The 21,302-nt window shown below is 64.2% G+C and carries 24 protein-coding genes; 5 read left to right on the top strand and 19 right to left on the bottom strand.

The genetic code is table 11. The features are described 5' to 3' along the window. The first annotated feature begins 60 nt into the window (after positions 1-60). Both B4F51_RS23620 and B4F51_RS23615 read left to right on the top strand, forming a co-directional pair. Complete coding sequence (locus B4F51_RS23620) at positions 61-1,266, top strand: sterol desaturase family protein (RefSeq protein ID WP_296229230.1); 1,206 nt, start codon at positions 61-63, stop codon at positions 1,264-1,266. 17 nt (positions 1,267-1,283) lie between these two features. After that, complete coding sequence (locus tag B4F51_RS23615; RefSeq protein ID WP_296229229.1) at positions 1,284-1,802, top strand: cupin domain-containing protein; 519 nt, start codon at positions 1,284-1,286, stop codon at positions 1,800-1,802. Here the strand turns inward: B4F51_RS23615 and B4F51_RS23610 are convergent, their stop codons facing one another. Continuing rightward, positions 1,803-1,925 (bottom strand): hypothetical protein, encoded by a 123-nt coding sequence (locus B4F51_RS23610; RefSeq protein ID WP_296229228.1) that lies wholly within the window; start codon positions 1,923-1,925, stop codon positions 1,803-1,805. 265 nt (positions 1,926-2,190) lie between these two features. Here B4F51_RS23610 and B4F51_RS23605 point away from each other — a divergent pair, with 265 nt between their 5' ends. Beyond that, positions 2,191-3,069 (top strand): 2-hydroxy-3-oxopropionate reductase, encoded by an 879-nt coding sequence (locus B4F51_RS23605; protein ID WP_296229227.1) that lies wholly within the window; start codon positions 2,191-2,193, stop codon positions 3,067-3,069. 100 nt (positions 3,070-3,169) lie between these two features. On the opposite strand, the gene B4F51_RS23600 is transcribed toward B4F51_RS23605, so the two are convergent. The 15 genes from B4F51_RS23600 to B4F51_RS23530 all read right to left on the bottom strand — a co-directional run bounded on the left by B4F51_RS23600 (position 3,170) and on the right by B4F51_RS23530 (position 17,990). Continuing rightward, the gene (locus tag B4F51_RS23600) at positions 3,170-4,270 is read right to left on the bottom strand and encodes a porin (protein ID WP_296229226.1); all 1,101 of its coding nucleotides are present in this window, start codon (positions 4,268-4,270) and stop codon (positions 3,170-3,172) included. A gap of 159 nt (positions 4,271-4,429) precedes the next feature. Further along, positions 4,430-5,386, bottom strand: a complete 957-nt coding sequence (locus tag B4F51_RS23595; protein ID WP_296229225.1) for a PDR/VanB family oxidoreductase — start codon at positions 5,384-5,386, stop codon at positions 4,430-4,432. 23 nt (positions 5,387-5,409) lie between these two features. Continuing rightward, positions 5,410-6,372 (bottom strand): VOC family protein, encoded by a 963-nt coding sequence (locus B4F51_RS23590; protein ID WP_296229223.1) that lies wholly within the window; start codon positions 6,370-6,372, stop codon positions 5,410-5,412. A gap of 79 nt (positions 6,373-6,451) precedes the next feature. After that, positions 6,452-7,714 carry an MFS transporter gene (locus B4F51_RS23585; protein WP_296229221.1) on the bottom strand — a complete coding sequence of 421 codons (1,263 nt, stop codon included), beginning with the start codon at positions 7,712-7,714 and terminating at the stop codon, positions 6,452-6,454. 100 nt (positions 7,715-7,814) lie between these two features. Further along, positions 7,815-9,311, bottom strand: coding sequence for an aldehyde dehydrogenase (locus B4F51_RS23580; protein WP_296229219.1), 1,497 nt, complete (start codon positions 9,309-9,311; stop codon positions 7,815-7,817). A gap of 13 nt (positions 9,312-9,324) precedes the next feature. Then, the gene (locus B4F51_RS23575; protein ID WP_296229218.1) at positions 9,325-10,128 is read right to left on the bottom strand and encodes an aspartate dehydrogenase; all 804 of its coding nucleotides are present in this window, start codon (positions 10,126-10,128) and stop codon (positions 9,325-9,327) included. A gap of 32 nt (positions 10,129-10,160) precedes the next feature. Then, the gene (locus tag B4F51_RS23570; RefSeq protein ID WP_296229217.1) at positions 10,161-11,876 is read right to left on the bottom strand and encodes a thiamine pyrophosphate-binding protein; all 1,716 of its coding nucleotides are present in this window, start codon (positions 11,874-11,876) and stop codon (positions 10,161-10,163) included. Further along, positions 11,869-12,672: an SDR family oxidoreductase gene (locus B4F51_RS23565; RefSeq protein WP_296229216.1), complete on the bottom strand. Its 804-nt coding sequence runs from the start codon at positions 12,670-12,672 to the stop codon at positions 11,869-11,871. Before B4F51_RS23565 ends, B4F51_RS23570 begins: the two co-directional genes overlap by 8 nt. A gap of 2 nt (positions 12,673-12,674) precedes the next feature. Beyond that, positions 12,675-13,502, bottom strand: coding sequence for an IclR family transcriptional regulator (locus B4F51_RS23560; protein ID WP_296229215.1), 828 nt, complete (start codon positions 13,500-13,502; stop codon positions 12,675-12,677). Positions 13,503-13,522: 20 nt separating this feature from the next. Further along, the gene (locus B4F51_RS23555) at positions 13,523-14,425 is read right to left on the bottom strand and encodes an alpha/beta fold hydrolase (RefSeq protein ID WP_296229213.1); all 903 of its coding nucleotides are present in this window, start codon (positions 14,423-14,425) and stop codon (positions 13,523-13,525) included. Between the two features lie 4 nt (positions 14,426-14,429). Next, entirely contained in the window at positions 14,430-14,966 is a 537-nt protein-coding gene (locus B4F51_RS23550; protein ID WP_296229211.1) for a cupin domain-containing protein, read from the bottom strand. 45 nt (positions 14,967-15,011) lie between these two features. After that, complete coding sequence (locus tag B4F51_RS23545; protein ID WP_296229209.1) at positions 15,012-15,785, bottom strand: SDR family oxidoreductase; 774 nt, start codon at positions 15,783-15,785, stop codon at positions 15,012-15,014. Beyond that, positions 15,778-16,845, bottom strand: a complete 1,068-nt coding sequence (locus B4F51_RS23540; protein WP_296229208.1) for an aromatic ring-hydroxylating oxygenase subunit alpha — start codon at positions 16,843-16,845, stop codon at positions 15,778-15,780. The genes B4F51_RS23545 and B4F51_RS23540 overlap by 8 nt, the downstream gene beginning before the upstream one ends. An 82-nt stretch (positions 16,846-16,927) precedes the next feature. Beyond that, positions 16,928-17,245 carry a recombinase-like helix-turn-helix domain-containing protein gene (locus B4F51_RS23535; RefSeq protein WP_414706818.1) on the bottom strand — a complete coding sequence of 106 codons (318 nt, stop codon included), beginning with the start codon at positions 17,243-17,245 and terminating at the stop codon, positions 16,928-16,930. A gap of 178 nt (positions 17,246-17,423) precedes the next feature. Further along, a complete protein-coding gene (locus B4F51_RS23530) occupies positions 17,424-17,990 on the bottom strand; it encodes a TetR/AcrR family transcriptional regulator (protein WP_296229207.1) in 567 nt (188 codons plus the stop codon). 95 nt (positions 17,991-18,085) lie between these two features. Between B4F51_RS23530 and B4F51_RS23525 the strand changes: the two genes are divergently transcribed. Beyond that, positions 18,086-18,499, top strand: coding sequence for a helix-turn-helix transcriptional regulator (locus B4F51_RS23525; RefSeq protein WP_414706816.1), 414 nt, complete (start codon positions 18,086-18,088; stop codon positions 18,497-18,499). Positions 18,500-18,535: 36 nt separating this feature from the next. Here the strand turns inward: B4F51_RS23525 and B4F51_RS23520 are convergent, their stop codons facing one another. The 3 genes from B4F51_RS23520 to B4F51_RS23510 form a co-directional block, all read right to left on the bottom strand. Beyond that, entirely contained in the window at positions 18,536-19,012 is a 477-nt protein-coding gene (locus B4F51_RS23520; RefSeq protein ID WP_296229206.1) for a nuclear transport factor 2 family protein, read from the bottom strand. A 134-nt stretch (positions 19,013-19,146) separates the two neighbouring features. Further along, positions 19,147-19,614, bottom strand: coding sequence for a GNAT family N-acetyltransferase (locus tag B4F51_RS23515; RefSeq protein WP_296229205.1), 468 nt, complete (start codon positions 19,612-19,614; stop codon positions 19,147-19,149). Between the two features lie 448 nt (positions 19,615-20,062). Then, positions 20,063-20,287, bottom strand: coding sequence for a DUF2798 domain-containing protein (locus B4F51_RS23510; protein ID WP_296229204.1), 225 nt, complete (start codon positions 20,285-20,287; stop codon positions 20,063-20,065). Between the two features lie 106 nt (positions 20,288-20,393). Between B4F51_RS23510 and B4F51_RS23505 the strand changes: the two genes are divergently transcribed. Continuing rightward, on the top strand, positions 20,394-21,302 hold the full coding sequence (locus B4F51_RS23505) for a LysR family transcriptional regulator (protein ID WP_296229203.1): 909 nt from the start codon (positions 20,394-20,396) through the stop codon (positions 21,300-21,302).

Below are 21,302 nucleotides of genomic sequence, written 5' to 3'. Positions count from 1 at the left end.
GGCTCCGGTGCGGGGCACATTGTTTATTAACAAAATAAAACAATACAGCGAGCCAGATCCATGGATGTCTCTCAAAAGCCTTCAGCACCTTCGCCTGAAGAGGAACACCACCCTGCCATCGTCCGCGTGGCCGACGCGACGATCCGTGATGCCAATACGCTGCTCCAATCAAGCGGCGGCCTGGTCTGCGGCCGCGGCATGATCGGGACGATCCTGGCGCTGGTGCTGGGCTTCCTGTGCCTGTTGGGTGTGCTGGCATTCCATTTTCCGCAGTACCTGACGACGCCCGAATTGCGACGCGCGTACTCCGTTGATGTAATACGGCAGATCCTGTTTTTCTCACTGCTGATTTCGGGCGGCCTGTCGCTCGCGAATATCGTGCTGGATAACCGGCGGCGCCTCAATGGCCTGGCGTTTCTGTTCGTGGTGGTGGCGGTGGCGCTGGGCGGCTCGCGCGTGCCGGTGGGGGATTTTCCGGACCATACGCCGTATATCGGCATGGACTGGTTCATTCTCGACCTGCTCGGCTCCACCGCGATTTTCGTGCTGCTTGAGAAGCTATTCCCGCTCTACAAGAAGCAACCGGTGTTCCGTGCCGAATGGCAGACTGACATGGTGCACTTTGCCGTTAACCATTTCATCGTGGGGCTGGTGCTGCTGGTGGTCAACTTCCTGGTCCACCGCGTGTTCGGGTGGATGGTGCATGCTGACTTCCAAGAAGCCGTGCAGCGCATCTGGTTCATCCCGCAACTGCTGCTGTGCATGCTGGTGGCCGACCTGATGGAGTACGGCGCGCACCGCGCGTACCACGAGGTGCCCTTCCTGTGGCGCTTCCATGCCGTGCACCACAGCGTCAAGACCATGGACTGGCTGGCCGGCTCGCGCCAGCACATCCTGGAGTTGATCGTCACGCGCGTGGCCGTGCTGGGGCCGCTCTTCGTGCTGGGTTTCGACAAATCGGTGGTGGATGTCTACATCATCATCGTGGGCTTCCAGGCGGTGTTCAATCATGCCAACGTGCACCTGCCGTGGGGGCCGCTGAAGTACATCTTCGTGACGCCCGATTTCCACCACTGGCACCACTCGTCGGAAGACGAGGCGATCGACAAGAACTACGCCGCGCACTTCGCCTTCATCGACTACCTGTTCGGTACAGCGGTGAAATCGAAGAAGGCCTTTCCGGAAAAATATGGCGTGGTGGGCGACTACATGCCTGACGGCTTCCTGAACCAGCAACGCTTTCCGTTCCGCCGTCAGCAGAACTGAGTCGAGGGAGGCTCGTCATGCCGATCGCACCCGCTGCCCAGCGCCTGATCGACCGCCTCGGTCTCGAACCGCATCCGGAAGGCGGCTTCTACCGCGAGACCTATCGCAGCCAGGAACGCGTCCAGCGCGGCATCCCGCCCGTCGAACGCGCGGCTGCCACCGCCATCTACTACCTGCTGGCGGATGATGCATATTCCGCCTGGCATCGGATCCAGTCGGATGAGCTCTGGCATTTCCATACAGGCGATCCGTTAGACGTGCATGTACTGGAAGGCAACGGTACGGTGCGCACGCATCGCCTGGGCCATGCGGCCGAGGACGAGATGGCGGTGTACCAGGCGGTGGTGCCGGCGGGCCGCTGGTTTGCGGCTGAACGCGTGGCGGGAGTGCACGGTTATGTGCTGGTGGGCTGCACGGTCTCGCCGGGCTTCGAGTTCAGTGAATTCGAACTGGCGGAAAGCCGTGTGCTGTTGGAGAGTCATTCGGCACATGATGATCTGATCCGGAGGTTGTTGGCCAAGCCTGCGGTGCGCTAGTCAGCACCAGACCACGTTGCCATAGTCGACCGTGCGGCGGTAGACGCTCATGCCGCGCCAGGTGCTGTACTCCATGTACGCACATATCAGGATGACGATCCAGTTGGCTGCTGTGGTGGACATATTCCCTCCCATCTCTGCCGTGCCCCGATAGCTGTGTTATCGGCTCGTGTTCAGCTTATGTAAGGGCTGCGCAAAACCATTGCGCGAGCAATGACGGTTCTCGGGGTCTATTCCCAGCCCACGCTTCTGGATGGGCACAACGCACCGCATGTACAGGTGCAGCGCCCGCACAATGCTGCGCCGTGCGATCTGGCCTACGCTTGTGAGATGCGCTGCCTGCGCGGCAACGCTCTTTTCTTCCACACAGAACAAGCGGGAACACATCATGGCAACCATCGGTTTCATCGGCCTGGGCATCATGGGTACCCACATGGCTCGCAACCTGCTCAAGGGCAGTCACACACTCGTCGTCAGCGGCAAGCACTCCGTACCCGACGATCTACGTGCACATGCCACGGTTGTCGCCAACTCCGCCGCCGTCGCGCAGGCGGCCGACATCATCATCGCCATGGTGCCGGACACAGCGGACGTGGCCGACGTCCTGTTCGGTGAGGATGGCGTCGCTCGGGGGCTGTCTGCCGGCAAGCTCTTCATCGACATGAGTTCGATTTCCCCCATCGAAACGCAGGCGTTTGCCAAGCGCGTCGAAACGCTCGGTGCGGATTACCTCGACGCCCCTGTGTCCGGCGGTGAAATCGGCGCGCGTGACGCGACGCTCACGATCATGGTCGGCGGTAGGGAAGCCGCCTTCGAGCGCGCCAAGCCGCTGTTTGCGCTCATGGGCAAGAACGTCACCCTCGTGGGTAAATCCGGCGCCGGGCAGACCTGCAAAGTGGCCAACCAGATCATTGTGGCGCTGACCATCGAGGCGGTTGGCGAAGCACTGCTGTTCGCCTCCAAGGCCGGCGCAGATCCGGCGCGCGTGCGCGAAGCGCTGATGGGCGGCTTTGCCTCATCGCGCATTCTGGAAGTGCACGGCGAGCGCATGATCAAGCGCACGTTCGATCCCGGCTTTCGCATCGAACTGCATCAGAAAGACCTGAACCTGGCGCTGGACGGCGCCCGCAAGCTGGGCATCGCTCTGCCGAACACCGCGAGCGCGCAGCAACTCTTCAATGCATGCGCCGCCAACGGCGGCAAGGCCTGGGACCACTCGGCCATGGTCCGCGCGCTGGAACTGATGGCAGATCACACGATCGCCTGACCGCACGTCGATCGACGCAGTGCGGCCCGCATGGGACCTACCTTAAAGCCGACGCAGTGCCGCCGGATTTCAGCCCGGCGGCACGCGTTCGGCTCAACGATTAGAACGAGTGGTGCACCCCGGTGCTGACAACGATCTGGCTGCGGTTGGCCGATACGCCCACCCCATTGATGGCCGCCGACGGCGCATCACCGGAAGCACGCTGATACGTCCCTTGCAGATACACCTGCGTGCGCTTGGAGAACGCATAGACGTTACCCAGGCTGAACTGGTTCCAGCGTGCGCTCTCGTACTTGCTGAAGGTGTAGCCCACGTTGAGCGTGTTGGCCGCGCTGTAGTGCCATGCGGTGCCCAGGTCGACGTTCTGCGCACGGGCATTGGCACCGCCCAGCGTGATGCGCGTCTGCGTGTACACGGCGTTGATCTGCACCGGCAGGCTGCTGAACTGGTACAGCGTGCCCGCACCGAACGACTTGACCGAGCTCATCGGCGTCATCACGCCCGGCACCAGCGTCGTGCCCAGCGTATTGGTGATCCCCAGGCGGCCGGCAATGTCCAGCGCGCGGTCATTCGACGCGGTGTAGGCTGCCGCCGCACGGAAACCGCCATTGCTGTAGTACGCACCCAAGCTGTAGCTGCGGCTCTTGGACGGCGAACCTGGCACTTCGCCAAAACCATACATGCCGCCCAGTTGCAGCCCGCCGAAGATGGGCGAGACATAGCGCACGGCATTGTCGATCTGGAACTGGTTGGCCAGGTTGTCGAAGTTGCCCGGGTGGAACAGATAGAAGTTGGTGAGCTGGAAGCCGTTGCTCAGGCGGCCAAGGTAATCGAACATGAAATCCGCCTGGTGGCCGAGCTGAATGTTGCCCAGGTTCTCGTTCGTCAGCCCCACCCACGCGGCACGGTTGAACAGCTTGCCAGCCACCACGCTATTGCCGGTGTCGCCCAGGAAGCCCGACTCCAATTGGAAGATAGCCTGCGTGCCTTGCCCCAGATCCTCCGAGCCACGGAAGCCGAAACGGTCCGGCTGCATCGTGCCCGGGTCCACGCGCATGACAGAACCGCTCGTCGCGCCGCTCTTGACGTTGTTGATATAGGCCACGCCCTGGTCGATGCTGCCGTACAAAGTCACGTTGCTTTGTGCGGCGGCCGTGCCGGCCAAGCCCATCGCTGCCATGGCGAACAATGTCTTCCTCATTTGTTTCCTCCGGTGGCTGGGGCGCCGGCCCCGCCGATTGTTGTCGCCGCCTTGGTGGGCGGGCTGATTGTCTTCGTTCCGTATACGAAACGACGTTTAAAAAATGGGTGAAGATGAAAAAAAAGGAGCGCACGACTGGTCAGATCGGCGCCCCCATACTTAAAGATCAATCACCAGGCGCTTGCCCTTGCAGCCCGATACGCAGACCATCATGGTCTGGTTCGATGCGCGTTCGCTCTTGGACAGCACGCTGTCGCGATGTTCGGGCTCGCCCTCCAGCACACGGGTCTCGCACGAGCCGCACACGCCCTCCTTGCAGCTGTATTCCACCTCGACACCCACTTCCAACAACGCGTCGAGCAGCGACTTGCCGGCCGGCACACACAGCTCTGAGCCGGTTCGATTGAGCTTGACCGTATACTCGCCCTCCTGCACCGATGCCACCGCTGCATCGGCGGCAAAACGCTCGATGTGGACGTTGGTGTAACCAAGCGCCTCGCACGCGGCCTCAAAGGCGCGCAACATCGGGCCGGGGCCGCAGCAATAGAAGTGCGTATCGGCGGGATGGCCTGCGAGCAGCGCCTTCAAGTCGGGGGGGCCACCCGCATCGGCGTCAAAATGGAAGCGCACTGCATCGCCATGAGCAGCCAACTCATCAGCGAAGGCCGCCTCGGCACGCGAGCGCGCGCAGTACAGCATCGAGAACGTCTTGCCCAGCTCTGCCAGCCGGCGCGCCATGCACACGATAGGCGTCACGCCGATACCACCCGCCACCAGCACCGTGCGCGGCGCGGCCTCATCCAGCTCAAAGTTATTGCGCGGGCCACCGATCTTGAGCGTCGAGCCAACACGCAACTGCTCGTGCACGTAGCGGGAGCCGCCGCGGCTGTTGCGGTCGAGCAGCACACCGACCACGTAGCGGTCACGCACCTCCGGTGCGCCGCAGAGCGAATAGCTGCGCACCAGGCCGTTGCCGAGGTGCAAGTCGATATGCGCACCCGGCGAGAACTCCGGCAGGGTCTTGCCCTCGACATCGCGCAGCTCCACGCTCACGATGCCCTGGGCTTCGTAGCGCATGGCCTGCACGCGCAGGGTGAGAGGGGGATTCGTACTCATGGCACTTCTCTGGAAACTTCGGTTTAGCGCTTCTCGGTCAGGAACTTGCCTTCCGGTCCGCCGGCGTTCTTCTGACGGCGCGTATTGCCGTCGATCCCGCCTTCAATGGCCCACTCCGCAAACACCGTGGGGCCGGGCTCGAAATCGCGCGGCAGCCATTCGGCGTCAAGCTGGTCTTCGTCGGCGTAATACTCGATCAGGCCGCCGGCTGGGTTTTTGAAGTACCAGAAGTACGCCGATGAGATCGGGTGGCGCCCCGGCCCGAGCTGCGTATCCCAGCCGCAGCGCGACATCTGCATGCCGCCGCCGAACACCTCATGGATGTCACGCACGGTAAAGGCAACGTGGTTCAGCCCGCTCTTGGCCTGCGGCAATTGCAGCAGGAACAGATCGTGGTGGCCACCTTCGGGCTCGCAGCGCAAGAAGGCACCACGGCCCGGATAGTGATCCGACGGCACAAAGCCAAGCTTGTCGATATAGAAACGCTCGGTGGCCGCCACGTCCTTCACGAAGAACACCACGTGACCCACTTCGATGGGCGTGGCCCGTTCATAGATCGGGCTGGGCTGGTTCACGCGCGGCTTGTCGGTCCAGGTGTTCATGGCCGCGCATTGCACGTTGATCTCGCGCTTGCGGGTGAGCTGCACGCGCACAGCCAGGCCGTTCGGGTCGGTACAGCCGACGCGGCCATCCGCGTTGATGTAGCCGGGCTGGTCAGCCAGCTTGTCGGCCAGTCGATCAAGCACACCTTGCGAATCCGCGCCCCAAATCACCTCGCGCAGCGTCGGGCCTGCCTCAATGGCCGGCGGCAGCGACGAGTCATCGGCGTGCCTGACGCGCACGCGGCAGCCGTTGAGCGTTTCGAACAGCAGGCCGCCTGCGTCTTCGGCCTGCAGCGCGAGGCCCCAGTCCTGGAAGAACTGCTTGCATGCGGCAAGATCGTCGGCACCGTAGACGATTTCGTCGATGCCCCGAATGGTATTCATCTTCATCTCCTGCTTTGCTCCGCTTGGCACCGGGTGGCCAACGGTCGCTGTAAATTCTTGATGTCCTGACAGAGCGGGATCACGCCGCACCCGGGATGCGCTGGGCAGCAAGCGCACCACTCCGCAGCAAGGCCAGGCCACACACCAGCACGACAAGTTGGGTGCCCACCAGGCTGCCGAAGCCGGCAGCAAGGCCGCCACCATTCCCGAGGGCGATCACGACCCCCATGACAGCTGGCATGAAACCCGCTACTAGGCTACCCACGCCATTGACCACCCCAAAGGCGCAAGCGACATGTTCGGGCGCCGAGTTGAACTGCACCGTGCTGGGAATGGCAGGGCTTTGCAGGCCCCAGCACAGACTTGCCGCGGTCAGCCAGTAGGCAGCGGCATAGCGATCAGTGCTATTGATCGCCAGCAACACTGCGACCGCCACACCCAAGCTGCCCAGCACGAACACCAACGGCACGCGACGGCGCGGGATGATATCCAGCAACAGGCCACCCAGCAGCACACCCAACACCGCCGCGTATTGCGGCATAGAAGCCATCCAGCCCATTTCCCGCAAGGAGAAGCCGCGCGCCTCCTTCAAGTAGGTCGGCAACCAGTTGCTGCTCCCCCACAAGTAAGAGAGAAAGGCCGCGGTCAGCACTGTCATGGTCAAGATATGGCGGGTGTGGAAGGCGCCACGGAACATATCGCCCACCGTGCTCAGTGCGGCGGAGAAGGACTCCGGCCTGGGCATGGCTGCGTAGCGGGCCGGCATACGCACAAAGGCCAGCACCAGCGGAATGCCCAACAGCAGGTTGCACAAGCCCAGCAGATGGAATGATGCTTCCCAGTCGACGTTCGCGATGGCGTAACCGACCAGCGGATAACCCACGGCCAGGCCGATGCCGGTGCCCATGTTGAACAGGGCGTTGGGCTTACCGCTTTCCCGGCTGTCGAAATGAGCCTTGATGTAGGACGCCCCCAGCGAGAACAACGGCCCTTCGGCAAAGCCCAGCACAAAGCGCGACGACAGAAGCTCCATGTAGCTGTGGAACCAGGGCGAGGCAATGGTGATGGCCCCCCACAGACTGAGCCCATAGATCAGGCTACGGCGCACACCGAACAGCGCCGCACAGAACGGGGTAAACACAACGGCCGACAAACCGTAGCCAGCCATAAAGGCCGTTGCCAGCAAGCCCTGGCCGCTGCGGTCGTTGGCGGCAAGGCCCATATGTTGCAGAAAGTCGTGCTGCGTAATCAGCACCGCAATATTGATGCGGTCGACGTAAGAAACGGCGACGACCAGAAACAGCGTGGTCACGCCCAGCCAGCGTTGCGCGTTCGAGTTCATTGCGCGCTCCTTTGCGTTGCCGGCGCTTGTGTCGGCTTCATGGCAAAGCCTTTGCCCAAATTGATGCTCATCCTTGTCTCCTCCACACCAGTTCTCGGCCTTAGTTGGCCCAGGCCAGCGGTTGTTCGTTCAGGCCCCAGTAGAGGCTCTTCTGTTCCATGTATTGCAGGATGCCCAGGCGACCCTTCTCGCGACCCAGGCCGCTGTCACGCCAGCCGCCAAACGGCGTCGAGATCGAAAACTGCTTGTACGTGTTGATCCATACGTTGCCGGCCTGCACGGCGCGCGCGACGCGCCAAGCGCGCTTGTAGTCGCGCGTCCAGATGCCAGCAGCCAGTGCGTAGACGCTGTCGTTGGCCTGCTCGATCAGTTCCTCTTCATCGTCGAACGGCATGGCCACGAGCACCGGGCCGAAGATTTCTTCCTGGCAGATGCGGTCGCGGTTGGTCAGGCCTTCGATGATGGTGGGCGTGTAGAAGTAGCCCGACTCGCAGCCGGCAATCTCTGGGCGCAGGCCGCCAGTGCGCAGGTGGCCGCCGTCCTCCACGCCCATCGCCACGTACGATTCGATGGTCTCGCGATGGCGATCGGTGATCAGCGGGCCCATCTGCGTTTGCTCGTCGGCCGGGTTGCCCACACGCAGACGTGCCGCACCAGCGGCCAGACGGTCCATGAATGGCTCGTACAGCGAACGTGCCACGAACAGACGCGAGCCCGCGATGCACGACTCGCCCGACGAACTGAAGATGCCGTACAGCACACCGTTGACCGCGTGGTCGAGGTCGGCATCGTCAAACACCATGGTCGGCGACTTGCCGCCCAGCTCCAGCGACACCGGCATCATCTTCTCGGCAGCAATGTGCGCGATATGGCGGCCTGTGGTCGTGCCGCCCGTGAACGATACGCGGCGCACCAGCGGATGCTTGGTGATCGCATCGCCGATGATCGAACCCTTGCCCGGCAGCACGCTGATCATGCCCTTGGGCACGCCCGCCTCTTCACAGATGGCAGCCAGCTCCAGCGCCATCAGCGGCGTCACCTCGGCAGGCTTGACGACGACGGCGTTACCGGCGGCCAGCGCGGGCGCCATCTTCTGCGCTTCGCTGGCAATGGGGGAATTCCACGGCGTGATGGCGGCCACCACGCCCATCGGCTCGTGCACGCTCATCGTGAGGCAGTCGCCGCGTGCCGGGGTGAGCGATTCTTCCAGCGTCTCGCAAGCCGCTGCAAAGAACTGAAACGTGGCTGCCGCACTAGCCACCAGGGCACGCGTCTCACTGATCGGCTTGCCATTGTCCAGGCGCTGGCGCTGCGCCAGTGCCTCACTGCGCGTGCGGATCAGCTCGGCCACGCGGTACAGCACGGCGGCACGCTCGTGCGGCTTGCGCTGGGCCCAACCGCTGGAGAGGAAGGCACGGTAGGCACCGGCGACCGCCTCCTCCACATCGGCCACGCTGGCGGCGTTGAGTTCGGCGACGACCTCACCCGTGGCCGGGTAGCGGGTGGCATAGCGCTCGCCCGAGCCGAGGCGCCATTCGCCCGCGATGCAGATCGGAAGCAGAGAAGTTGCGGTTGCATTCATGGTTGAGACAGTCATGCGCTGGACTCGCTTAAATCGAAACAGCGTGCGCGCGGTTGCCCAGCGCACGCACCACGCTGAACACCGTCAGCGCTGAAGTCTTGGGATTGGCTGCCAGCGGCTTGCCGCGCATGGTCAGCTCGAAGCCGCCAAAGGCGCCGCGTGCCTCGACGTGATGAACGTTCTCGTCGACGGTCGGGTCGGCCAGCAGTTTGACCTGCGTGTGCTCCAGCCCCAGGCCCGCCAGCGACAGCGTGGCCGCCACGTTGGCGTTCTTCGGGAACAGGCGCGCGGCTTCGCGGGCATTGCCCTCGAAGATCACGGTCGGCTCGCGCAGCGCATCGAGATCGAATTGCCCGTCTGCCGGCGTGTCCTTCCAGGCACGGGGCGGCTTGCGGCCGGTGTAGATCACGGCATCCAGCCCGCCGACGCGCGCAGCCGCCAGCGCATCGATGGCACCGATGGCACCCGAGAGCAATTGCACTTGCGCATTGCCGCGCCGGGCTGCGGCTTCCAGGCGCTCGGCCAGGCCGGGCTCGGACAGCGCTCCCACTGACACCACCAGGCAATCGATGCCCTGCTCCAGCGCAGGCATCACATGCTCTTTCAGTGCCTCATGGCCCGCGCATTCGACCAGCAGGTCGGGGCGTGCATCAGCCGACAGGTGCGTCGTCACCCGCGCATGCGGGGCCAGCGGAGCAATCGCCTCGCGTGCCTTGTCCATCGCGTGCTCGGGCACGATCACCGCGTCGAAGCAGACGTCCGGATCGCTCTTGAGCAGTTCCAGCACGCCCTGCCCGATTGCACCGCAACCGACCATCGATACATGCAGCATGTGCGGCTCCTTGGGTTCTTGCCGTTGCAAGTTCACGCCACCACCGTGGTACGTTCGGCAGCGCGCTTGCCCTGGCCGCCCGGTGCCTGCTGGTTGACCGGCGGGCCGGCAAAGGCCGTCTTGAAGCTGCCGATGGAGAGCATGTCGATCTCCAGCAGGAACGGGCCTTCGCCGTCGATTGCGTCGTTCAGTGCATTGCCGATGTCGGCCAGATCCGACACGCGGCGATGGCGCAGCGACAGCGACTGCGACAACACGGCGTAGTCCGGCGTATGGAGCTCGACATAGTGGCGGCGGCCGCCGTACTGCGCGTCCTGGATGTTCTTGATGACGCCGTAGCCCTTGTCATTCATCAGCACAATGACGAGGTTGGCGCGCTCCTGCACAGCGGTGGCCAGCTCACCCAGGTTCAGGATGAAGCCGCCGTCACCGGCCAGACAGAAGGTCTTCTTGCCCGATGCCGTGGCGGCCGCGCCGATGGCTGCGCCAATGCCCATCGCCAGGCCCTGGCCGATGCCGCCGCCCAGCGCATGCACGCCGGCACGCGAATCGAAGATGCGCAGTTGGCGGTTGCCCCAGGTGCTGTTCGAGACGGTCACGTCGCGCACCCAGTTGAACTCGCGACCGACTGCCGACTGCAGCGCTTCCACCAGCTTGGTGTACGGGCCCAGGCCATCGATCAGCCCGCCGACGGCCTTCTCGTGCACGGCACGCAGGTCGCCCGCAAACGCGGCGTCGATCTGCATCTTCTTTTCCAGCCGATCGGCCAAGCCGTCCAGTGCCAGAGCTGAATCGCCGCAGACGAAGTAGTCGCTGGCGTAGCAGCGGCCCTCCGCAGACGCATCGGCATCGATGCGGTAAAGCGGGCGGGGCAACTTCAGTTCGTACTTGAGCGTTTCGTTGCCGCGCAGGCGCGAGCCCACCACGACCATCGCATCGCACGTCTGGTAGAACGCCTCGACCGGCTTGTGCAGGTTGAAGGCGCCCAGCGAGCGCGGGTCATCTTCCGGCACGATGCCGCGGCCCTGCGTGCTGGTGACCACACCAAAGCCCAGGTCCATCAGGCGCTTGACCTGCTTGGCGGCATGGCGGGCGCCACCGCCCAGCCACAACATCGGACGGCGCGCGCGCAACAGGCGCTCGGCCAGTTCGTCCAGCGCGTGAGCCGACGGCACATGCTGCGGCACCTGCAGCGGGCGCAGGTCTTCCGGCATCGGGATCAGCGCGGCCTGGATGTCGATCGGAATCTCCACGCTCACCGGGCCGGTCGGGGCAGTGAGCGCGGTCTGCACAGCCAGCTTCATGGTACTGATGGCGGTGTCGGCGCTGCGCACACGGAAGGCGGCCTTGGAGACGGCCTTGAGCATGGTGAGCTGGTCCGGCGCCTCGTGGATGTACGCCAGGCTCTGGTCCAGGTACGGCGTTTCGATCTGGCCAGTAATGTGCAGCAGCGGCGTGCCGGCGGTCAGCGCTTCCACCATCGCACCGGCGGCATTGCCGGCGGCGGTGCCGGTGCTCGTCAGGCACACGCCCAGGCCACCCGTGGTACGAGCATAGGCGTCGGCCATGTTGGTGCCACCCGCTTCACCGCGTGCCGGGATGAAGCGGATCTTGCCGCGCTCGCCCATCGCATCGAGGATCGGCATGTTGTGGATCGAGATCACGCCAAAGGCGGCCTTGACCTCGCAGGCTTCCAGGAAGGCGGCGATGGCGCAGCCCACCGTGACCAGTTGTTGTTCGTTACGCATGACGGGAGTGTCCTCCGGAGATATCGATATGGCTGCCCGTGGTGTACGAAGACAACGGCGAGGCAAGGAACAGAATGGCGCGGGCTGCCTCTTCTGGCAGGCCCAGACGGCCAAGGGGGATATGCTTTTGCACGGCCAGGCGGCGCGTCCACGCGGCCCAGTCGAGATGACGATCGGCTTCCGGACGTGCCTCGAAACGGCGGCGCCACTGGCCGGACTCGACCAGCCCGATCAGGATGCCGTTCACGCGCACGCCCTTGGGGGCGAATTCGGTGGCCATCGAGCGCACCAGGTTGAGCACACCGGCGCGCGCGGCCGAGGTGGCCACCATGTGCGGCTCGGGTTGCTGCGCCAGCAGCGAGTTGACGCAGACGATGGCGCCCTGCCCCGAGCGCTCCAATTGCGGCAGGAAGGCACGCGTCGGGTGGATGACGGAGAAGAACTTCAGGTGCAGCTCGTCCGTCCACGCCGCATCTTCGGTATCGGCAAACGTCGAGACGCGGCCCTGGCCGGCGTTGTTGACCAGCATGTCGACAGGCCCGAGTTCTTTCTCCACCGCATCGGCAAACGCGGTCATCTGCGCGGCGTCGAGCACGTCGCAGCTGGCGGCGAACAGCCTGGCACCGGGAAAGCGGCTGCGCAGCGCTTGCTCGGCAGCCGCCAGACGTTCGGCATTGCGGCCGCACAGCGCCACGGCGGCGCCGGCTTCCAGCAGCAGTTCAACAGTGGCGAGGCCGATGCCGGAAGAGCCCCCCGTCACCACGGCCGTCTTGCCGGTCAGGTCGATCATCGGCATGGTCATTCCCGAAACAGGTTGACGACTTTGGCCTCAGCCGGACGGTAATCCAGCAGGTACGACAGCTCACCGGCGGCGGCGCGCACCTTGTCGACCATCGGGTCGAGTTGCGAGGGCTCGATGCGCGGCGACGGGATCGTCGTGCCGAGCGCAGCCACCACCTTGCCGGCGCGGTCCAGCACCGGCGCGGCAATCGTCGAAATGTTGGCTTCGAAGAAGCCCTCTTCCAGCACGTAGCCGTGCTCGCGGTCGCGCTGGACCAGTTCGAACAACTGCTCAACGGTGCGCGGCGTGTTTGCAGAGAACAATTCCAACTGCGACTCCGGATACAACTGGCGCAGTTCGGCCAGCGACAGATCCGCCAGCAGCACACGGCCCAGCACCGTGGCATGCGCGGGCAGACGCGTACCGACGTTGACGGAACTTGTGAACGGCGTGGGCGCCACCGACTTCGCCACATAGACGATCGAGCGGCCATCGCGCACCACGAGGTTGCACGGGTAGTGGATATCGTCGCGCAGGCGATCGAGCAGCGGGCGGCCGAGCTCGGTCAGTTCCAGCGAGGCGAGGTATTCAAAACCCAGGCGCAGCACGGCCATGCCGAGACGGAAATCGCGGCCGCCATCCACACGTTCGATAAAGCCCATCACTTCGAGCGTGGTCAGCAAGCGGAACACCGTCGAGCGTGGCACCTTCAGCCGGCGCGCCAGCTCCGGCGCGGACAACACCCGGTCTTTATGGCTGAACTCGCACAGCAGCCGCAGGCCGCGTTCGAGCCCGGGAACGATGTACTTCTCCTGCACGTCTTCTGGGATGAGGTCGCTGCTCATACGTCTTGGCCCTTAGGTGTCTAGGCGTTTTGAGGATTGGGAATAACGGCTTGCTCGATCCAGCCCGCAACCGCTTCAGGTGCATCGATATAGGAGGCGTGCCCAGCTGCCGGCACCAGTGCGAACGGCACGCCAAATGTTTGGGCCAGCGCTGCGCAGCCAGCCGGCGGCGTGATGCCGTCGACATCACCGCAGGCCACGCGGGCCGATACGGATGTCGGGCGCTTTCGCAAGTAGGCGCCGATGTCGTCACCGCTCAGCATGGCAACCGCCTGGCGGTAGCCGCCGTCGTTCAGGCGCGCCATGTTCCAGCGCACCCAGGCACGTTCTTCGCCCGTGGCATCGGGGCGCAGCAGATGTGCGTGGCGCGACTCGGCCATGCCGTTGATGCCAAGCGAATCGAGCGTTGCCAGACGCTGAGCCTGCACCGCACGGGACTTCTCTTCCTGCCCCGGCTGGCCGTAACCTTGTGCGGGGTTCAGCAGAAGCAGGTTGTTCGGCTGCATCGCCGCCGGTGCTTCGGCCACATACGCGGAGGCCATCAACGCACCCAGCGAATGACCGACGATCACGTCTGGCCTCACATGCAACGCTGCAAGCCACGCTTGCAAACGCAGGGCATAGTCGGCCGCACGCGGCTCCGCCTGTTCGAGCGGCGTCGAGTTGCCGTAGCCCGGCGCATCCCACGCAAGCACGCGCATGGTTTGCGACAGCACGCGCGCGCAGGGCAGCCACGACGCGGCGCTGGAACTGATGCCATGCAGCAGCACCACCAGCGGCCCGCGCTCGCCCCACTGCCGGTAGCCGATACGATCGCGCCGCTCATTGATCGTGACCGTGCGTTCGGCAAACTCCGCGCCAAGCACCGCCAGGGCGTCAGCAACACGGAAAGCGGAGGAAGACATGACAGCCTGCGCGCTCATGGCATCAACGCTTGATCTTGGTGAGCGGATGCTCGGGCGGATACGTCGGCGTGATCGGCTTCTTGGCGCCGAGCATCACGCACATCAGCGCGTCTTCCTCGCCGATGTTGATCTCTTCGCGGTACACGCCCGGCGGCACGGAAACGAGGTCACGGTCGGTCAGGATGGTCTCGTAGCGCTCACCGTCCTTCTCCAGGATCAGCTTGAGCTTGCCGCGCAGGACGAAGAACACCTCTTCCACATCCGTGTGGAGGTGCGACGGGCCTTCATGGCCTGCCGGGATGATCATGGTCGAGAACGTAAAGTGCTCCGACGGCACCGTGTTGGTGTCCGCGGCCACGCCCGTACCACCCGTGCCCAGGTAGCGCATCTGTGCGCGGCGGTACTTCGGATCGTAATCGGCTTGGAACTTGAGGGCGTCCCAGTCGTAGCGGCGGGTGGAGAAGCGCGCCACACGGCTGTTCATCCACTCTTCAAACGACGCGCCCTCAGGACGGTCCCACGTGCGCTGCACTTGCTGTTGTTCGGAGAGATCGCTCATCGAATACCTCTTCTCTGTGGTGTGTGGTTGCAGAATGTGGTCACGTCAGTGCATGACAAAACCGCCGTTGACGGCCAACGTCTGGCCCGTCACGAACCGGGAAAGATCCGACAGCGCGAACAGCACGGCGCCGCAGACGTCGTCGGGCACCTGGTCGCGCGAGATGGCACGCTGGTCGCGGTACAGCGCGTGCCGGTGCGCAGGCACGTATTCGGTGGCTTCCACCAGCGTCAGGCCCGGCGCGATGGCGTTGACGGTGATGCCGTCCGCCCCACATTCGCGCGCCAGCGACTTGGTCATGCCGATGATGGCGCTCTTGCTCGCCACATAGGCCAGCAGGTTGGGCGCGCCCCACAACGGCGTGTCGGAAGCCAGGTTGACGATGGCGCCACGGGCGGAAGCCTTGAGCGCCGGCAGGCAGGCCGTCGTCATCAGCCAGGTGCCGCGCACGTTGACGTTCATCACGCGGTCCCAGGTGTCCACGTCGATGGACGATGCGTCGCGCCCGCCTGAGTTGGTGATGGCCGCATTGTTGACCAACCCGTCCAGACCGCCGAGCGCTTCGGTTGCCGCCGCAGCGCAGGCTTGAACGGAGGTCGGATCGCCCAGATCCAGTACAAAACCATGCGCGTTGAAGCCGGCTGCACGCAGCGCCGCAGCCTCTTCCTGCACGCGCGCGCCCAGGATGTCGGCCAGAGCAACAGCGGCACCGGCTTCAGCAATGGACTTGGCGAAGGCCAACCCCAGCCCGCGCGCGGCGCCCGTCACGAGCACCTTGCGGCCGGCCAGCAACCCGGCGGTTTGATTGCGCTCAGGCATGGTGGGCTTCCGCGGAAACGGGCTTGAGCATGGCAACCGGCTCGTCAGCCAGTTCGGCAGCCGCGCGGCGCGCCAGCACGCGGCGGATGCGCGTCACGCCGATGTCGTGTTGGTACAGGATCTCATGATCGCGCGCGTTCGGCGCCATGGATTCGAGCACCACGCGGTCCTGCTCCAGCACGTCCCAGTGCAGACCTTCCAGGCGATTGCGGTACAGGAAGCGCCACACGTCGCGCTGCCAGCCTTGCACGTTGCGGGTGCGCCAGAAGAACACCATGCAGTGCTCCTCATCGACCGGCGTGGCGATGCCGACGATGGTGAACGGGCCGCCCGGGCCCACCTTCGGCTGATACGGAATCGACAGACGCAGCCACATCGTGCCGGTCTCGCCAAACTCGGTCCAATCGAAGTTCACGCCGCGTTGGCCGGTCTTCTGGAACATGATGCCGGTGTCGGTCTCGATGATTTCCATCTCGGCCTTCTTGTCACCGCTGGCCATCGAGTGCGACACAGCATGCAGGTAAGCACCGTGCATCGGGTCCATGACGTTGTCGATGGCATAGCGGTAGTTGACGTTCCAGTGCGCGAAGCAGAGGAAGTGGCTGTGCTCGTCGTTCGTCAGTTCTTCGGGCAGGCGCAACGTGCCGACGGCTTCGTCGAACTCGGAGGGCGCCTTGTCGCCGAACCACAAGAAGATGGCGCCGGCGCGCTCCTGCACCGGGTAGCTGCGCACGCAGCTCTTACCTTCCATGCTGCAGCTATCGACCGCCGGCACGCTCTCGACCACGCCATCGCCGTTCACCTCGACGCCGTGGTACCAGCAGGCCACGCGGTTGCCCAGATTCCAGCCCATCGACAGGCGGGCGCCGCGGTGCGGGCAGCGGTCTTCCAGCGCATGCAACTGCCCATCGGCATCGCGCCACAGCACGATGTTCTGACTCAGGCGGGTAATGCCCACCGGGGCGTTCTTGACATTCCACGATGCAGCCACCGGGTACCAGTAGTTGCGCAGACCGGTGTTGATGCGCTTGTCTTTCAGCGCTTCCTTGTTGCCTTCCATTGCTTGCCTCGCTTGATGGGGTTGGGCCGGCCGCCTCTGTGGGCGATGCGGCATCAATTCGGATGAAAGAACCGCTCTGGGCTCAGGCGCCCAGGCGGCGCATCTCGGCCAGGAAGGCGTTCTCCGTCCACGCCTCGCCGGCGGGGGTCCGCGGGCCACGTTCGTTCAGCACGACGACGATCTCGGCCGGCGTCTGCGCACCACCCAGAAATGCGGCTTCCAGCGAATCGGCCAGTTGGTTCTCATAGGTGGTCGGCTCGGCCGCACGCGTTTGCCACACCAGATTGGCAACGTGGCCGGGGCGCTCGATGCGGCCCTTGCCGGCGATATTGTTGGGGGAAACCGGCTCCCACGGAGCGAGTTCGGGGTTGTATTGCGGCTGCATCGCTGTCGAGTTCATCATGACTCCATCACGTTTCGCTTGTTTTACCTATAAAACGCTTGTTAATATCTGAAACACAGGTGCAACTATAGACCGCGCCTTCGAAATCGCAGATGCGGGATTACCCTATGCTTTTGTGGGGAAAATTAGCGCCTGAAGCCGGTCGGTCGGTCGGATGGCGCGCCCGGCGTGGGTCTTAGCGCAAACGGGCCAGCAGGCGCCGCCCGGCATCGATGGCCGCACGGTCGCCGGTCATCTGATAGCGCACGATCATGCCCTCCACGCACAGCAATGCTTCTTCGGCAATGGCTTTCGGGCGTGCATAGCCAAGGCGCTTGGCCAGCTCGGCCAGATAGGCGGCGAGGTCCGCCTTGTGCGCCACAGCCTTCTCCATCAGTTGCGCATCGCCGGTTTCGGCGCCGGATTCGGCCACCAGGTTGATGAACGCGCAACCGCGGTAGGTGTCGGTCTGGAACCAGTGCGCCAGAACGTCAGCCAACACATCCAGATCGGCACGCTTGGTCAGGCGCGCTTCCGTCGCTTCGCGAAACCATGCCATCCAGCGTTCATGGCGCGCTTCGAGGAAGGCGGCAATCAAGTCGCTCTTGGACGGGAAATGCCGGTACAGCGACATCTTCGCCACACCGGATTCGGCAATGATCCGGTCGATCCCGGTGGCACGATAACCTTCCTGCAGGAACAGGCGCTCGGCCGTTTCCATGATGCGCTCACGGGCGGAAAGGGTTTCGGCTGCCTTGGTCATGTCGATGCCTTCAGGTGGGATGACGGCAGTATGGTCTTGACAGACAGACCTGTCTACTCAATCATGTAGACAGACCTGTATCATGTACTGACTTCGTGACAACCGCGCTGCCCGCCATCCTCACCGATTGCCGCCCCATCGTGCAACCAACACGCACGCGGCCGGCACCGCTACCGCTGTGGCGCCTGAGGCTGGCGGCGGCCTATGTCGACGCCCACCTGGCCGGGCCAGTGCGATTGGAAGATATCGCCCGCGCGGTGGGCCTGACGCGCATGCACTTCGCAGCGCAGTTCCGTGCGGCGACGGGTGTGCGCCCGCACGACTACCTGCTGCACCGGCGCATCGAGCGCGCCAAGCTCCTGCTCGTGCAAAGCGAAACGACCATCGTCGATATCGCGCTGGCGGTGGGCTTTCAGAGCCAGGCGCATTTCTCGACCGTGTTCAAGCGGCACGTGGGTGACAGCCCGTCGATCTGGCGACGTCACACGCGCGACGGTCTGCGCGACTGAACATGCCGCGCCCGGCCGAAGCCGGGCATCGCACCCTCATAGGCCCAGATCCGACAAACCCGGATGGTCATCCGGGCGGCGGCCCAGCGACCAGAAGAACTTGCGATCGGACTCTTTGATCGGCGCATCGTTGATGCACGCATAGCGGCGCTGCATCACGCCGTGCGCATCGAACTCCCAGTTCTCGTTGCCATACGAGCGGTACCAGTTGCCGGAATCGTCGTGCCACTCGTAGGCAAAGCGCACACCGATGCGATTGCCGCCGAAAGCCCACAGCTCCTTGATCAGGCGGTAGTCGAGTTCCTTCTGCCACTTGCGCGTGAGGAAGGCGACGATCTGCGAGCGGCCGGTGACGAACTCGGCGCGGTTGCGCCATTGGCTGTCCGGCGTATAGGCCAGCGCTACCTTCTCCGGGTTGCGGCTGTTCCAGCCGTCTTCGGCCAGGCGGACTTTCTGGGTGGCGGATTCCAGCGTGAACGGCGGAAACGGCGGGCGTCCTTCGGTGGCAGACATCGTGTGCTCCTGTGCGATCGGTTGCGCCGCAGGCGTCGCGGCGTGAGGACAGTCTGCCGATCAGGCCCTCACAGCGATATCAAGATCGCACGGCGCTTTGCCGGAACGCACGATGACCGCATCTGATCGCGCCGCTACAGGAACTTGCGATAGACCACAAAGCCCGATTTTTCGGCAACGGTGTTGTAGAGCTTCATGGCGGTGGCGTTGGTCTCGTGCGTCTGCCAGTAGACGCGCGGCAGGCCGGCTTCTGCCGCACGGCGGTAGACCGCTTCGATCAACGCGCGGCCCACGCCCTGCCCGCGCGCTGCTTCCGCGGTGAAGAGGTCCTGCAGATAGCACGTCATCTGCAACTGCGTCGTGCTGCGATGAAAGAGGAAATGCACGATGCCCAGCACCACCCCATCACGCTCCGCGACCATGGCGTAGACGGGCTCTTGCTCGTCGAAGAAGCGCTGCCACGTCGTCTGCGTGACGATGTCGGGCAAGGCGGTGTCGCCAGCGCGGCCGTAGAAGGCGTTGTAGCCGTCCCAGAGCGGTTTCCAGGCGGCAAAGTCGTCTTGGCGGATGGGCCGGATCAGCAAGTCTGCGGGTGCGGGCATCGTGGGCAGTCCGTGTGGTGAGGCCGCCATTTTGCCAGGGGGGATGTGAATTCGCTGACACAGGGCATGCAGTATCGGCATGCACATGCGGGTAAGTCCCGAGGCCACCCGAAAGTTTGACGAAAGCATGCGGGCCATACAGTGCAGCCACTGCTTGGCGATGATCGATCTCCACCGGTGTGCACGGTGGAATCGGTCGGGTGTCAGGTAGTCGCGTTTGGCAGCATTGCGCGGCAAGGGCGGGCGTTCGGCGTGATTGGGGAATCCGCGCCGCACCCGACCGAAAGATTGCCGCGTCGATACTGCAAGGCGCGATTCGGTTGGCGACGTTGCGAACGGGACTTCTGCACGCCGCCAGCCTGTTCGTTGTACCGATTTGATCGGTCTTTCCTGCTGTCAATTCTCCGGCCCGCTGGCCCTCCTGGCGGGCCGTTTTCTTTTCTGCGGATCAGGGCGTCACGAGGCGTTGCGTCAGGCGTTGCACCGTCGGCGCAGCGATCAGCACGATGGTAAAGGCGGCCGGCCAAGCCAGCACGAAGGCATGCGGCCAGCGGGCGAAAAAGTCAGGGCCGAAGCCAGCATTGATCCAGCCGATCCAGCCTGTCATCAAGAGCGACATCAGGCCGGACATCAACCAGGCAAAAGTGACACGTAGGCGAGTGGGCGTCGACATGGCGGTTCTCCTGTAGAGCCATCAAATGTGATTGACGGTATGCTAGACAACCGCGTTTCAAGAAACTACATACGTTTATTGAAACTTAAATTCCGAAAATGGAATCATGTTTGACGACTTGGCCCTCTTCGTTTCCATCGTGGAGCACGGCAGCCTGCAGGCCGCAGCCCGCCACGCCAACCTGCCCCCGGCCACGCTCACGCGGCGCCTGCAAAAGCTTGAGGCTTCGCTCGGCTGCCAGCTTCTACTACGCAGCGCCCGCAGCCTGAAACCCACGCCCGAGGGCCAGCTCTATTACGAGCAATGCCGCCCGCTGCTGACCGCGCTCGCGCAGACCACCGCCACGCTCGACGACGATCTCAACCAGGTCAAGGGCACGCTGCGCGTGCTGGCCCCGCTGAACCTGTCGCGCGGGCTATTTGGGCCGGCGTATGCCAGTTTCATGGCGACGTGGCCGGAGATTCGGCTGGAACTGTCTCTGAGCAACCGCAACGAAGATGTATGGCGGCACGGCGCGGATCTCGCCATCCGCGTCGGCCCGCAAGACGACCCGAAGCTGCGGCAGCGCCGGCTGGGCGTGATCGGGATCGTGCTGGTGGCGTCGCCCACCTATCTGGCGGCCCGCGGCACGCCCGAGCACCCGCGCGAACTGGCAGCGCATCGGCTGTTGGTGGCATCGCCCATCTCCACATGGCGCTTCACCTCGCCCGACGGCAACGAGATCATCGAAATGCAGCCCCAGGGGCAATGCGACGTGAACGACATCGAGCTGGCAGTCACGCTGGCAGAAGCGGGACAAGGCCTGCTGTATTGCCCGCGCACGCTATGCCACGAAGCGCTGGAGAGCGGCCGCCTGGTGCGTGCGCTGCCCGAGTGGCGCACGCCGCAGCGCCCCATTTATGCAGTGTGGCCACAGCAACAATTGCCGCGCAAGGTGCGCACGCTGCTGGAGCATCTGGCTGAATTCGCGGCCGCAACACCGCTGCTGCAGGACGGCCTTGAGTCGACCGCCTGA

The sequence above is a fragment of the Ralstonia sp. UBA689 genome (assembly GCF_002298975.1).
GTDB lineage: Bacteria > Pseudomonadota > Gammaproteobacteria > Burkholderiales > Burkholderiaceae > Ralstonia.
The sequence above is the reverse complement of the archived record's forward strand: the minus strand, read 5'-3'. Positions and strand labels throughout refer to the sequence as shown.